This window comes from Bifidobacterium sp. ESL0798 (assembly GCF_029395415.1).
In the GTDB taxonomy this organism is placed as follows: Bacteria; Actinomycetota; Actinomycetes; order Actinomycetales; family Bifidobacteriaceae; genus Bifidobacterium.
The window spans coordinates 298033-312137 of sequence record NZ_CP113914.1 but is presented as its reverse complement, the minus strand read 5'-3'; the positions used below and the strand labels follow the sequence as shown (position 1 = coordinate 312137).

General features: G+C 59.8%; 11 protein-coding genes. 1 reads left to right on the top strand and 10 read right to left on the bottom strand.

Going from position 1 to position 14105, the window contains the following annotated elements:
- Nucleotides 1-147 precede the first annotated feature (147 nt).
- Nucleotides 148-1179 carry a hypothetical protein gene (locus OZX74_RS01180; RefSeq protein ID WP_277156781.1) on the top strand — a complete coding sequence of 344 codons (1032 nt, stop codon included), beginning with the start codon at nt 148-150 and terminating at the stop codon, nt 1177-1179.
- Between the two features lie 406 nt (nt 1180-1585).
- Here OZX74_RS01180 and clpB read toward each other — a convergent pair whose 3' ends face one another.
- The 10 genes from clpB to OZX74_RS01130 form a co-directional block, all read right to left on the bottom strand.
- Complete coding sequence (gene clpB / locus OZX74_RS01175; RefSeq protein ID WP_277156780.1) at nt 1586-4219, bottom strand: ATP-dependent chaperone ClpB; 2634 nt, start codon at nt 4217-4219, stop codon at nt 1586-1588.
- A 330-nt stretch (nt 4220-4549) separates the two neighbouring features.
- A complete protein-coding gene (locus OZX74_RS01170) occupies nt 4550-5365 on the bottom strand; it encodes a fumarylacetoacetate hydrolase family protein (RefSeq protein WP_277156779.1) in 816 nt (271 codons plus the stop codon).
- 134 nt (nt 5366-5499) lie between these two features.
- The gene (locus OZX74_RS01165) at nt 5500-6324 is read right to left on the bottom strand and encodes a YggS family pyridoxal phosphate-dependent enzyme (RefSeq protein WP_277157367.1); all 825 of its coding nucleotides are present in this window, start codon (nt 6322-6324) and stop codon (nt 5500-5502) included.
- Nucleotides 6325-6616: 292 nt separating this feature from the next.
- Complete coding sequence (trpA, locus tag OZX74_RS01160) at nt 6617-7552, bottom strand: tryptophan synthase subunit alpha (RefSeq protein WP_277156778.1); 936 nt, start codon at nt 7550-7552, stop codon at nt 6617-6619.
- The gene (gene trpB, locus OZX74_RS01155; RefSeq protein WP_277156777.1) at nt 7545-8744 is read right to left on the bottom strand and encodes a tryptophan synthase subunit beta; all 1200 of its coding nucleotides are present in this window, start codon (nt 8742-8744) and stop codon (nt 7545-7547) included. Before trpB ends, trpA begins: the two co-directional genes overlap by 8 nt.
- Before the next feature lie 124 nt (nt 8745-8868).
- Nucleotides 8869-9678 (bottom strand): phosphoribosylanthranilate isomerase, encoded by an 810-nt coding sequence (locus OZX74_RS01150; protein ID WP_277156776.1) that lies wholly within the window; start codon nt 9676-9678, stop codon nt 8869-8871.
- A 12-nt stretch (nt 9679-9690) separates the two neighbouring features.
- Nucleotides 9691-10542, bottom strand: coding sequence for an indole-3-glycerol phosphate synthase TrpC (trpC, locus tag OZX74_RS01145; RefSeq protein ID WP_277156775.1), 852 nt, complete (start codon nt 10540-10542; stop codon nt 9691-9693).
- A 196-nt stretch (nt 10543-10738) separates the two neighbouring features.
- Nucleotides 10739-11788, bottom strand: coding sequence for an anthranilate phosphoribosyltransferase (gene trpD / locus OZX74_RS01140; RefSeq protein ID WP_277156774.1), 1050 nt, complete (start codon nt 11786-11788; stop codon nt 10739-10741).
- Nucleotides 11789-11869: 81 nt separating this feature from the next.
- Nucleotides 11870-12457 (bottom strand): aminodeoxychorismate/anthranilate synthase component II, encoded by a 588-nt coding sequence (locus OZX74_RS01135; RefSeq protein ID WP_277156773.1) that lies wholly within the window; start codon nt 12455-12457, stop codon nt 11870-11872.
- The gene (locus OZX74_RS01130) at nt 12454-14043 is read right to left on the bottom strand and encodes an anthranilate synthase component I family protein (RefSeq protein WP_277156772.1); all 1590 of its coding nucleotides are present in this window, start codon (nt 14041-14043) and stop codon (nt 12454-12456) included. The genes OZX74_RS01135 and OZX74_RS01130 overlap by 4 nt, the downstream gene beginning before the upstream one ends.
- Nucleotides 14044-14105 lie beyond the last annotated feature (62 nt).

The window sequence follows — 14105 nt, the reverse complement described above, 5'->3', positions numbered from 1 at the left end:
CCACCGATAGCATGCCGACACAAGACAGACGCGTCCGGTATGTCTGGCAACCAGGTAAAGCGTGCGTATATCTCGTGTCAATCAGCGTGTCACAAGAGATATCGGCACACAAAACTGCGATGATGAAGAGACAACCAGGGAGGGGCCATGGGATTCGACTTATTCATGGGCGGTTTGGCAGTGGTGGCCGCAGCGTTGGCCACTTGGCTCATCATCCTCTTTTTCCGCTCGCCCACTTTGCCGCAATCCTCGGCGGAAACAGCGCTTCAGGGGCTGCGCAGCCCCTCTTCCAACGACACATCGACACCGACGGACAAAACCCGTCAGACCGGCGAAACAGACCAAACCGAACAGACCGGTGCTCAGATCTCTCGCATTTCACGCCTGATGATTGTCGCAATGGTATTTACCGTAATCGTCTTCATTCCCTCATTGCTCAGCCGTTTCACCACAACTCTGATACCGACCTGGATGGTCAATCCTTGGCTGCAAGCCATTTTGACCACGCCGACGATGTTTTGGTGTGGCGCGCCGATTCATCGGGAAGGCTGGCACGCACTGGGCCGCCGCACCCCGGACGTCAATTCGCTGATTTCGCTGGGAGCCACGGGAGCCTTTATCTACAGTCTGGCGATTTGCGTGGCCGGCAACCAGTTCCCGGAAGGCTCGCGGCACGCGTATTTCGGCGGGGTCAATCTCATCATCACCTTGGCGTTGGCCATTGAGCTGGTCGAGGTCCTGATTCTTCGGGATGTCGAAAAATCTCAGAATTCGATGAATTCCGTATCAGCATCGCAGACCACGTCTGCAGCAACGAAAACCTTTACTGCCAACGATGGCTCACCGTCTCAAGTCTCAGACACCGGTTCCAGCACCAGCAATACCGCAACCACAAACGCAAGTGCCGCAGCCCACGCCATCGCCGATCGCGCGTTCAACACGCTTATTTCCGGCATCAGAAAGCTGGCGCATTTCAGCCGCATTTTCGTCATCACTGTCATCATCATCGCGGTCTGGGCGTTCGCGCTGCTGGTAGTGTTCGGCCCGCAACCACGGTTAGCCGTCGCGCTTTTCGGCGGCGTGGGGGTACTGGTTATCGCCGGCCTTATCCTCGCTATTCTCGCGGTTATCCTTATTATCAATGGACGCAGAAAAGCGCGCCGCAACAATATCGGTTAAGACAACGAACTGAAAGCACTGCCGGCTTGTAACGGACATATCCATACAACCTGCGTAGCACGGAAGAATTTCACGCGCATTTCTGATGTTCGTTGCTACGCGTCGAACATCATCCGTTCGTAGAATCGCTGGTATTCCGCGGTTTCTTATGTTCAGAAATCCCATACAATCAATTATCGAAGCACTGAGCCGATTTTTTTTTCAGATCAAGACGTTCCCTGCTGCAAATCGGTACGCCTAGTAACGATACACAATTCGAAACAGCACAAGAGCCGAGCCGCCGCATTGCTGCGACAGCCCAGCTCTTGTGCCAGATATTGCTATCTACCGGTTATCGATCAACCTGCAAACCTGCTGCAGAACGCTTGGCTACTCGCGTTCCGCAACGAAATTCATACCTTCCAAATCACTCGTCGTCGCGGTCCTCGTCCAGCGGGTCCTCCGGCATCGTGCTCAGCTCAAGGTGATCGCCGCCGGTCTGGTCGACCAGAACGGTGTCGCCGTCATGAACCTTACCCGAAAGCAGCATCTTCGCCATCTGGTCGCCAACCTCGGTCTGCACCAAGCGACGCAATGGACGAGCGCCGTAAGCCGGGTCGTAACCGGCATTGGCGAGCCATTCCTTCGCGGCCTTGGTGACGTCGAGCGTGATGCGGCGGTCGGTCAGGCGCGAGGCGACCTGACGCACCTGGATGTCCACGATGTCACCCAACTCCTCGCGGGTGAGCGGATGGAAGATGACCAGCTCGTCGAGACGATTGATGAATTCGGGCTTGAAGTGCGCGTGCACCGCGTCCATCACCGCGTTCTTCTTCGCCTCGTCATCCAGATCGGGTTGCACCAGGAACTGCGAACCGAGGTTCGAGGTCATGATCAGAATCGTGTTCTTGAAGTCCACGGTCCGGCCCTGTCCATCGGTCAGACGCCCGTCGTCAAGCACCTGCAGCAGAATGTCGAAGACCTCGGGATTCGCCTTCTCCACCTCGTCGAACAACACGACGGAGTAAGGGCGACGCCGCACGGCCTCGGTGAGCTGACCACCTTCCTCGTAGCCGACATAGCCTGGGGCCGCACCGATCAGGCGGGTCACGGAACCCTTGTCCATGTATTCGCTCATGTCGATACGCACCATGGCCTTCTCATCGTCGAAGAGGAAGTCCGCCAACGCCTTGGCGAGCTCCGTCTTGCCCACGCCCGTGGGTCCGAGGAAGAGGAACGAACCGGTCGGGCGATTCGGGTCGGAAATACCGGCACGCGAGCGCCGCACCGCATCCGAAACCGCCTGAATGGCTTCCTTCTGGCCGATGACGCGACGCCCAAGGAACTTCTCCATATTCAACAGCTTCTCGTTTTCGCCCTGCATCAGACGGCCGACGGGGATGCCGGTCCATTCGGAGACGATGCCCGCCACCGAATCGGCATCCACATGGTCGGGCACCATCGGCTCGGTCTCCTGGCCGTCCGCATTTTCCTCGTCCGCGGCTTGCTCAGCCAGATCGAGCTGCTTCTGGATCGCCGGAATCTCACCGTAAAGAATCTTGCTGGCCTTCTCCAAATCGCCCTCGCGGGTAAACTTGTCGGCCTGCACCTTCTTGGCGTCGAGCTGGGCACGCAAGTCGCCGACCTTGTTGTGGCCGGCCTTCTCGGCGTCCCAACGCGACTTCAGGCCCGAAAGCTTCTCACGGGTATCCGCCAGATCGCTTTGCAGCTTCTTCAAGCGGTCCTTGCTGGCCGGGTCCTCGGCCTTCTTCAGCTGCATCTCCTCCATTTCCAGGCGGGTCTCGCGGCGCTGCAGCTCATCGATTTCCTCGGGTTGACTATCCAGCTCCATGCGTAGGTGCGCCGCCGCCTCGTCGACCAAGTCGATGGCCTTGTCGGGCAGCTGACGGCCGGAAATGTAGCGATTCGAAAGCGTCGCCGCGGCTACGAGCGCATCGTCGCCGATGGTCACCTTGTGGTGCGCCTCGTAACGCTGCTTCAAGCCACGCAGAATCGCAATGGTATCCTCAACGCTCGGCTCACCGACGAAGACCTGCTGGAAACGACGTTCCAGAGCCGGGTCCTTCTCGATGTTCTCGCGGTATTCGTCGAGCGTGGTCGCGCCGATCAGGCGAAGCTCGCCGCGCGCCAGCATAGGCTTCAACATATTGCCCGCATCCATCGAGCCTTCGGCCGCACCCGCGCCGACGATGGTGTGAATCTCGTCGATAAAGGTGATAATCTCACCGTTCGCGCTCTTGATCTCGTTCAAGACGGCCTTCAGCCGTTCCTCGAACTCGCCACGATACTTCGAACCGGCTACCATCGATCCCAAATCGAGGCTGATGAGCTTCTTGTTTTGAAGCGTCGTCGGCACATCGCCGGCAACGATACGTTCCGCCAAGCCTTCAACGACAGCGGTCTTGCCGACGCCAGGCTCGCCGATCAGCACCGGGTTGTTCTTGGTGCGGCGCGAGAGAATCTGCATAACACGGCGAATCTCCTGATCGCGGCCGATCACCGGGTCGAGCTTGCCTTCCTTCGCCTGCGCGGTCAAGTCGGTGGAGTACTTCTCCAACGCCTTGTAGCTGCCTTCGGCGTCCGGGCTGGTCACTTTCGCACCGCCGCGCACGCCCGGAACGGCCTTGCGCAAGGCTTCCGGCGTCACGCCGTTGTTTTTTAGAATCGTCGCGCTTTCGTTCGGCGCGGCGTCGGCGATGCCGATCAGCAGGTGTTCGGTGGAGACGTATTCGTCGCCCATCTGCTTCATTTCCTTTTCGGCTTGAGCCAACGCGGCCGTCAACTGGCGGCTCGCCTGTGGTTGCGAGGTCGAGGAACCGCTGGCGCTCGGCAGCGCGACCAAGGCGTTGCGCACCGCGGCTCCGATTGCTTTCGGATCTCCGCCCGCGGCGCTGATGAGCCCCGTGACCACGCTGTTTTCCTGACGCAGCAGCGCATCCATCAGATGCAGGGTGTCGACCTGCGGATTGCCCGCAGCCGACGCGCTTTGAATCGCGTCACCGATGGCTTCCTGGGCCATGGTCGTAAATTGTTGTTCCATGTTTTCCTCCGTTTGTTCGCCCTGTTCCGTCGCAAATCGGCGGAATGGCAAGGCATCGTTCAATCTCTGATTAGTACAACCACAAACGGAAGGGTTCTATTCCCAAAACTTGAGTCTCTTCGACTCAACTTTTAGACCTCATTGTCTAGTTATGTAATTCAAATATCTGTTAGCCATAGGCCGCGCGGCGCTACAAGAATCCTTTGAATGAAATCTTCTGATTGACGCCATCAAATAAAAGCAAGCCGGCCAACGGAACTTCAATCCCGTCAGCCGGCCTGCCTGATACATACCTTCATATATTCATGAAACCACAATCAATTCCGCATATCAGCCCTTGACGACCACGTTGCGCAGGGATCCGATGCCCTCGATGTTGACGATGGCTTCGTCGCGCGGCTTCAGCGTACCGGAAGCGTTGGGGGTGCCGGTCATGATGACATCGCCCGGCAGCAACGTCGCAAAGCTTGAGATTTCGGCGATCTGCTCGGGAATCGAATGAATCAGGTCGGCGGTGGTGCCGGAAGCGGCGGGCACGTCTTCACCGTTCAGCGTGAAGGAGATCTTCGCGTCCTTCCAATCAAGGTCGGTCTCGATCCACGGGCCCAGTGGGCAAGAGGTGTCGAAACCCTTGGCGCGCGTCCACATCGGGTCGCTGCCCTGCAGGTCGCGCAGCGTCACGTCGTTGACGCAGGTGAAGCCGAGCACGTAGTCCATGGCTTTGTCGACCGAAACGTTCTTGGCGATGCGGCCCATCACAACGGCCACTTCTGGCTCGAAATTCATATCGTTGGAATAGTCGGGAATGACTATCGGATCGTCGGGGCCGATGACAGAGGTGGACGGCTTCATGAAGATGACCATCTCACTGGGAGCATGCTCGACGGCCGACTGGCCTTTCGAATGCATATATTGCGCATGGGCCTCGTAGTTTTTGGCCAGGCCGTAGACCTTGGAGGGAATGACCGGAGCAAGCAGGCGAACACCGTCCTCGTCGATCAGGTGGCGCTGGCCGGTGGGCCCGACCGGCTGGGAGCCGAACGGGTAGCCGTCAAGCTCGACCAAGTAATCCTTCTTGTCATTCTTGTCGGTCTGTACGAAGGCATAGTGCGGAACATCGTTATAGGAGTAGCGTGCGATTCTCATGCCTTTAGCCTACGCCACTTCCCTGTCTTCGGTAGGCCAAAAGCCGAAAACAGTTGGCTGCGAGCACGCCCACGGGCCCGCCCGGATCGGTTACCGAGCCTTCAGAATTGCGTCGAACCCGGAAGACCGACGTTTCAGATGAAGGCGCGCTCACCGAAAATCGCGGTGCCGACGCGCACGATGGTCGAGCCTTCGGCCACGGCGTAGTCCATATCGTGGGTCATGCCCATCGAAAGTTCGCGGCATTGCGCTGTTCCCGGTTCGCCAGAGTCCAGAATCGTGTCGCGGGTGCCACGCAGGTGCGCGAACCCGGCACGAATCGTCTTTTCGTCGTCGACGTGGGCACCGATGGTCATCAGACCCTGCAATTGCAACCCTTCCAAGGTGCCGATCCGGCAGGCCAGATCTACGGCCTCGTCGGGTTCGCAGCCGGACTTCGAGACCTCGCCGGATTCGTTGACCTCCAGCAGCACACCGACCGTGAGGTGACGGGCGAGCGCGCGACGGGCGATTTTCTGCGCCTCCTCGAACGAACCGACCGACTCGATAGTGTCAACGTAAGGCAGCACCTTGCCGATCTTGTTGGATTGCAGCTGGCCGATGAGATGGAAGGGAATGTGGCCGTTCGGGGTAGGCTGAGAAGCTTGGGAAGTAGCGGCACCCAGCGAGAAGCCGCGCTCGGCACATTGACGAATCAACCCCTCGGCCTTGGCGGAAATCTCCTGAGGGCGATTCTCTCCGATCATGCGTACGCCGGCGTCGATGGCCGCCATGATTTCGCCGACATCACGGGTTTTCGTAGCCGCAAGCAGACGCACCGACCCGGACTCACGCCCGGAAGCGGACTCGGCCTGCGCGATGTCATCGAGCACGCGACGCACGCCGTCCGTGATTTCCTTGACCCGCGCCTCGTCGATGACCTCGTTGGCGAGATCCTTGTGATCCATATAAGCAGTCATCATTCCCCGCTTCCCACTTCGATTATCCGCCTCCATATTATGCATGCCCATGTCATCGCGAAGAAATTATTTGAAAATCAAATCACGATTCCACCGATGATTCACGCCCGATTCATCTCGATGCTATAAAACGGGCTCTTGGCGACTATCAAGCGCAGCAACCCAACATTTACTGTTGAAAAACGAACTCTGACCATCAATCAGATACCGTTTACCAGCAGCAAAATGCGGGCACACCGTCGGATGACGAATGTGTCCGCGTTTATGCTGTTGCACTTTACTTACGAAACCCTCAGTTCAAACCGTGAACCGCGCCGGCAAGCGAGCGGACGTAGTCGGCGACGTAGGGCACCGCGTCCTCGCCGTACTTGCCGACGATGCGCACGATGGCCGAACCGACGATGGCACCGTCGGAATCGGCGGCCATCTCGGCGGCCTGCTCGGGGGTGGAGATGCCGAAACCGATGGCGGCCGGCACGTCGGTGGCGGCGCGCACCTCACGCACCATCCCGGCCACATCGGCGGTAATCTCCTTGCGCACGCCGGTGACGCCCAGCGAGCTCACGCAATAGATGAAGCCCTTGGCGTCCGAGGCGATGCTGCGGATGCGCTCGTGCGAAGTCGGGGCGATGAGGCTGACCAGCTCGAGCCCTGCGGCAGCCAACGGCTCGTCGAACTCCGGCTTTTCCTCGTGGGGCACGTCCGGCAGGATCACGCCGTCGAGCCCGACTTCGGCCGCCCTGCGCGCGAAACGCTCGAGACCGTAGGAATAGAGCACGTTGGCGTAGGTCATGAAGACCAGCGGCGTCTCGATCTTGTGCTCGCCTCGCAGGCGCTCGACCAGCGCGAAGGCGTCGTCGGTGGTGGTGCCCGCGGAAAGCGCACGGTTGCTGGCCGCTTGGATGACCGGACCTTCGGCCGTCGGGTCGGAGAAGGGCACGCCCAGCTCGATCAAGTCCGCTCCGGCATCGATCATCGCCGGAACCAGTTTCTCGGTCAGAGCAATCGAGGGATCGCCGACCGTGACGAACGGGATGAAGGCCTTGCGACGGCTGCCGTCAGGGTTGGCGAATGCAGACGCGATACGGGAACGGCGCGGCGCGACGGGTTGCGATTTCGCAGCGTCGCCGGCCGGGCGCGAACCCTGCGCATCGCCGTCATTGTTGGCAAACAGTCGCGCTTCGGCCGCTGCTGCGCGCGCGGAAGCGGTATTGGTGTTTTCAGTCATGAAGATCCTCCCCACGGTAGCGGGCGATGGCCGCCACATCCTTGTCGCCACGTCCGGAAAGAGTGACGATCACATTTTGGTCTTTGGACAACGTCGGCACGAGCTTCACGGCGTAGGCCACGGCGTGCGCGCTTTCGATGGCCGGGATGATGCCCTCGGTACGGCTCAGATATTCGAAGGCGTCGACGGCCTCGTCGTCAGTGATGGCGACGTATTGGGCGCGGCCGGAATCCTTCAGCGCCGCATGCTCGGGGCCGACGCCCGGGTAGTCGAGGCCGGCGGAAATGGTATAGACCGGCGCGATCTGGCCGTACTTGTTCTGGCAGAAGTAGCTTTTCATGCCGTGGAAGATGCCAAGCGAGCCGGTGTTCATGGTAGCGGCGGTACGGTCGGTGTCGATGCCGCGACCCGCAGCCTCGCAGCCGATGAGTTTCACTCCTTCGTCTCCGATGAAGTTGTAGAAGCTGCCGATGGCGTTGGAGCCGCCGCCGACGCACGCGATCACGGCCGCGGGCAACTTGCCTTCGTCCTCGAGAATCTGCTCGCGGGCCTCCTTGGAAATGACGGACTGGAAGTCGCGCACCATGGTCGGGAAGGGGTGCGGACCCATGCACGAACCGAGGCAGTAATGGGTGTCGTCGATGCGGCGCGTCCATTCGCGGAACGTCTCGGAAACCGCGTCTTTGAGCGTCCCGGTGCCGGTGGTCACCCCACGCACCTCCGCGCCGAGCAAACGCATGCGGTAGACGTTCAGCGCCTGACGCTCCATATCGACCTGGCCCATGTAGACCACGCACGCCATGCCGAAAAGCGCCGCAACGGTGGCGGTGGCCACGCCGTGCTGGCCCGCGCCGGTTTCGGCGATGAGCCGGGTCTTGCCCATACGTTTGGCCAACAGCGCCTGCCCGAGCACGTTGTTGATCTTGTGCGCGCCGGTGTGATTCAGGTCCTCGCGCTTCAAATAGACCTTCGCGCCGCCGAGGTCGCGGGTCATATTCTCTGCGTAATACAGCAGCGACGGACGGCCTGCGTACTTCTTCTCGAGGTCGTCGAGTTCGGCGAGGAAATCGGGGTCGTTTTTGTAATGATTGTAGGCCTCCTCCAGCTCGCCCACGGCGCCCATCAGCGTCTCGGGGATGTACTGGCCCCCGTGGATGCCGAAGCGCCCCTTTGAATTCGGTGAATTCGTCATGAGATTGCTCCTTACTATATACAGTTGGTTTTGATTATTTGATTACGTCGTTGATACCGGCGATATTAGCCGGATTTGGCGGCCAAAGCATCGAAACGTCTACCCCGTAAACCTCGCTATCGCATTACATATCATCGGTATCGCCTGTTTCCGTCTTATTCGAAACGTCCCGCACCGCCTTGACTGCGGCAGACATCTTGTCAGGGTCCTTGAGATGGTCAGTTTCAACACCAGAACTCATATCGACACCGAAGGGGTGCGTCGCTCGGATGGCTTCGGCCACATTGTCCGGAGTGAGTCCGCCGGCCAACATGAACGGACGATTCACATCACGAACGAGTGACCAGTCAAAGGTCTTGCCATCGCCCGCTCCGGCGTCAAGCAGCACCATGTCGGCCGACGATTCGAGAGCCTCGGCCACATCCAACGCCTCGCGCACCTTGAAAGCCTGCATGATTGGAACGGTTACTAGCTCGCATAATTCGGAGAGATAATCCTCATTCTCATGGCCATGCAACTGAACCACGTCAAGGTCTGCATCACTCACGATTTCCGCCACGCGCCGGGCAGGTTGGTCAACAAACACCCCTACCGCAGCCGGTGGATTCACGCCGGTTTCGCAGGCTTGGGCCTTCATATATTTGACCAGCTCGGCCGCGCGTTCGGGCGAAATCGAACGGTGCGATTTGGGGAAGTCGATAATGAATCCGACGGCATCGCTACCGGCCGCCAAAGCGGCGTCCATATCCTGCTCACGTTTCAGCCCGCAAAGCTTGACTTTGTAGGCGTTTGACGATTGCGCACTTGCGTCGCCGTTTAATGAAGATTCACGTCCTTCAATGGCATTGCAAATACTTGCGTTGTCTTCAAACGGCACGTGGATATCGGACGGTTCCTCAGACGTAGCCCGAGCCGATGCAGTTGGATTGTCCATTATTCCCGCTTCTTACTTCTGCGCCGCAACGGGATTATTCGCAGGGCCACCGCGAAGCTCGGCAAGAGCCGCGGTCTTGTCGGGAGAACGCATCAGCGTCTCGCCGATCAGCACTGCATCGACGCCAGCAGCCTCAAGTTCCTCAACGTCGGCACGGGTACGCACACCCGATTCCGAAACGAAGACACGGTCGAGACCGACAGTCGGGCGTAGCTTGATGCTGCGCTCGAAATCCACTTCGAAATTGCGCAGGTCACGGTTGTTGACGCCAACGATCCTGGCACCGGCATCCATCGCCCGTGGCACCTCTTCGGGTTGGTAGGCCTCTACCAGGGCATTCATGCCGAGTTCGTGGGCGAGCGCGATGTAATCCGCAATCTGCTTATCATCGAGAATCGAGCAGATGAGCAGAACGGCCGAGGCGCCGCACGCACGGGCCTCAAAGATCATGTATTCGTCGACGATGAAGTCCTTGCGCAGCACCGGGATATCGACCGCCGCCGCGACCTGCCGCAGATGCTCGTTGGAACCTTTGAACCACGTCGGTTCGGTCAGGCAGCTGATGGCCGCCGCCCCGGCCTTTTCGTAGTCGCGGGCGATGCTGAGGTAGGGATAATCCGGCGCGATGAGGCCCTTGCTGGGCGAGGCCTTCTTGAGCTCGCAGATGAAGCTCATGCCGGGAGCCTTCAACGCACGTTCGAACGGGAACGCCGCGTCGCCGACCTCCCCCGCTGCTACCTTTCGTGCGGCGACCTCACGAGCCTGAACCTCCACCACGCTCTGCGGAGTCTGCGCCTTTTCCTCAGCCACGCGTTCGCGGGTTTTCGCGGCGATACGCTGCAGAATATTCTCGGAATCAGCCATTACCTTTGCACCTTCTTATTGCGGATATCGACAGCCACATATTCACAAACCAATGTCATACGTTTAACAATATGCGGTGAATCTATTGCCATTCAACTCTGTATCGGCGCCGTTAGGGGCGAGAAGTTCACGAACGCACAAACCAATGTCGGCCATGAGACAACCCATTCGTAAACTTCCCGCCACTTTTCACCCATCACTTTTCGGCGTCGGCCTTGGCGAACTTCTGCGAGCCGGCGACGAACGCCTCGAGCGTCTTCATCGCGGCACCGGAGGCGATTTGCTCGCGGCCCAGTTCCACGCCTTCGCCGATCGAGTCCGCAACACCCGAAACATAGAGCGCACAGGCGGCGTTGAAAAGCGCGGCTTCCAGCTTCGGCCCGGTCTCCTTGCCCCCAAGGACGGCACGGGTGATGGCGGCGTTCTGCGGCGGAGTGCCACCGAGCAGGTCTTTCTTCTCACAGCGGGTCAGGCCGAATTCCTCGGGTGTCAGGGTCATCGGGTGGTATTCGCCGTCGCGCAGCTCGCAGGCGGCTGTTTCGGCGGAAAGCGAGACCTCGTCCATCTTGTCGCGGCCGTAGACAACCAGCGCACGCTTGACGCCTAGGCTTTCGAGCACATGGGCGATGGGCTCCACGAGATATTCGTCGTAGACGCCGAGCAGGAAATATTCGGGACGCGCCGGGTTGGTCAGGGGCCCCAGAATGTTGAAGACGGTGCGGAAGCCGAGTTCCTTGCGAATCGGGCCGACGTAGCGCATCGCGGTGTGGTAGCGCTGGGCGAAGAGGAAGGTGAAGTTGTCGGCCTTGAGCAGGTCGAGCGCTTCATCGGGAGAGAGCGAAATGTTCGCGCCCAAGGCTTCGAGACAGTCGGCAGTGCCACACTGCGAGCTGGCCGCGCGGTTGCCGTGCTTGCTGACGTGAGCACCAGCCGCCGCCGAAATCAGGGCCGCGGTGGTGGAGATGTTGAAGGTGTTGGCGCCATCGCCGCCGGTGCCCACGATATCGATGGTCTCGATACCGGGATGCGGCACGGGGGTGGCCAGTTCGCGCATGGCGGCCGCGCAGCCCGCGATCTCGTCGATGGTCTCGGCCTCGGCCGATTTGGTGGAAAGCGCCGCGAGGAAGGCCGCGTTCTGGGTCGGCGTCGATTCGCCGCCCATGATCTCCTTCATCGCATGGTAGGCCTCGTCGTAGGTGAGGTCGTGCTTGTTGACGATTTTGACGATGGCTTCACTGATCATCATGACTTCCTTGTTATTGATTGATGGATAATCTTGTATTACTAATTGAATAATTGCTGAATATTGAAAACTAAAGATTTATGCTCAATTGCCGAACCTTTCGACAACATCGATGAAATTCCTGAGAATGTCTTTGCCGAGCGGGGTCAGGATGCTTTCGGGGTGAAATTGGACACCGAACGTCGGGTCCGTAACGTGGGCCACGGCCATGATTTCATCGGTGCCGAGCGTGCGGGCGACGACGCGCAACGTTTTCGGCAACGTCGCCTTGTCGGCCTCAAGCGAGTGGTAACGCGCGGCTTGGATTTCACGCGGCATGCCTGCGAACAGCTGGCAATCGTCGCGCAGCTCGACCGGCGAAGCCTTGCCGTGCATGAGTTCCGCGGCGGGGATGACCTTGCCGCCCAGCGCCTCGCAGATGGCCTGATGACCGAGGCAGACGCCCAGAATCGGCAGTTTCCCGCCCAGTTCACGCACCACGTCTTCGCAGATTCCGGCATCTGCGGGCTTGCCCGGACCAGGCGAAAGCACGATACCGTCGGAGCCAAGCGCGGCAAGCCCGGCCACGTCGAGGTCGTCGTTGCGCACCACCTTGATGTTCGGATCGATGGAGCCGATGAGCTGGTAGAGATTGTAGGAGAAGCTGTCGTAATTGTCGACGATGGTAATCATTTCAGGCCTCCGTTCGCCTGGTTGATGGCGTCCACGACGGCGAGCGCCTTGTTGCGGCATTCCTCGAATTCCTTGTTCGGGTCGGAATCGGCGACAATGCCCGCGCCGGATTGCACCGTCACCTTGCCATCGTGCTTGAACGCCAAGCGGATGCCGATGCAGGTGTCAAGATTGCCGGAGAAGTCGAGGTAGCCGATGGCCCCGCCGTAGATGTCGCGCGGGGAATTTTCAAGTTCCGCGATGATCTGGCAGGCGCGGATTTTCGGGGCCCCGGAAAGCGTGCCGGCCGGCAGCACCGCGTCGATGACGTCGAGCGCATCCTTACCGTCAGCGAGCTTGCCCGCGACTGTGGAACCAATATGCATGACATGCGAGAAGCGCAGGATATCGTGCAGCCGTTCCACTTCGACGCTGCCAAGCTGCGAGACACGGCCGATGTCGTTACGTCCGAGGTCGACCAGCATGTTGTGCTCGGCCAGTTCCTTTTCGTCGCTGAGCAAATCCTGTTCGATGCGCTTGTCCTCTTCCGGCGTCGCACCGCGCGGGCGGGTGCCGGCCAGCGGATAAGTCAGCAGCTTGCCGTCTTCGAGCCGTACCAGCGTCTCGGGCGAGGCGGCGGCGATTTCGATATCGTCGCTGGACATGAAGACCATGTAAGGACTCGGGTTTTCGGCCCGCATGAGACGGTAGGCGTCGAACAGGCTTCCCGAGGCCAGAGCAGTGCTGGGATTGGAAAGCACGACCTGGAAGATATCGCCGGCGTAGATGTGCTCCTTCGCCTTCTTGACCATCGAACCGTACTGCTCGCGGTTGAGCGTGAGCTGCAATTCGCCCTGAAGTTCCAGCGGCTTAAAATCGTAGCGCTTACCGTTCTCGAGAATCTGTTGCATTCCCTCGATCTGGGCGACGGCGCGCTCGTAGGAGGCGTCCACATCATCGGTATCGACCCCGGCGATCAGCTGGAGGCGCTGACGGTAGGAATCAAAGGAGATGAGCTGGTCGAAGAGCATCAGATCGACATCAGGCAAGGCCTTGGGGTCCCGGGTTTTCTGCCGCAACGTCGGCTCGGCATATGCGAAATAGCCGAAGGAGAAGTAGCCCACCAAGCCGCCGGCGAACGGAGGGAAGCCTTCGAGCCGCGGGCTGGCATATTGGGCGAGTACCTTGCGAATCGCATCGCTCGGATGATTGACATGCCTGCGCTCGACCACGACGTCGCCGTCCGACGAGCCGGCAGGAGCGACGCGCTTGATGCTCAGCTCCCCGGCTTTGCAGGTCAGTTCCAGCGTCGGCGCAAACCCTAGGAAGCTGTAGCGTCCCATACGCTGGTCGGCTTCGGCGCTTTCCAGAAGGAAGCAGTGATTGGAAGCGGCACGCACCCGGCGCATCGCCTCGATGGTGGTCAGACGGTCGGCAAGCAGCTCGCGCATCACCGGGATACGGCGGTATTTGCCGGTACCAGCCAACTCGCGCACTTCATCAAGCGTCGGCCGAATGCCAGCGTAACGGCTCTTGCTACCGACAACGCCCCGCACGGCCGCATCGCCGTCCGAACCCGCACCAGCTTCCGCACTCATGCTCATCATGGGCACCTCCTGAAGGCTTTCGCCTCATTCAGGGACTAAAAAAGCCCGTCCCAGCTGTCAAT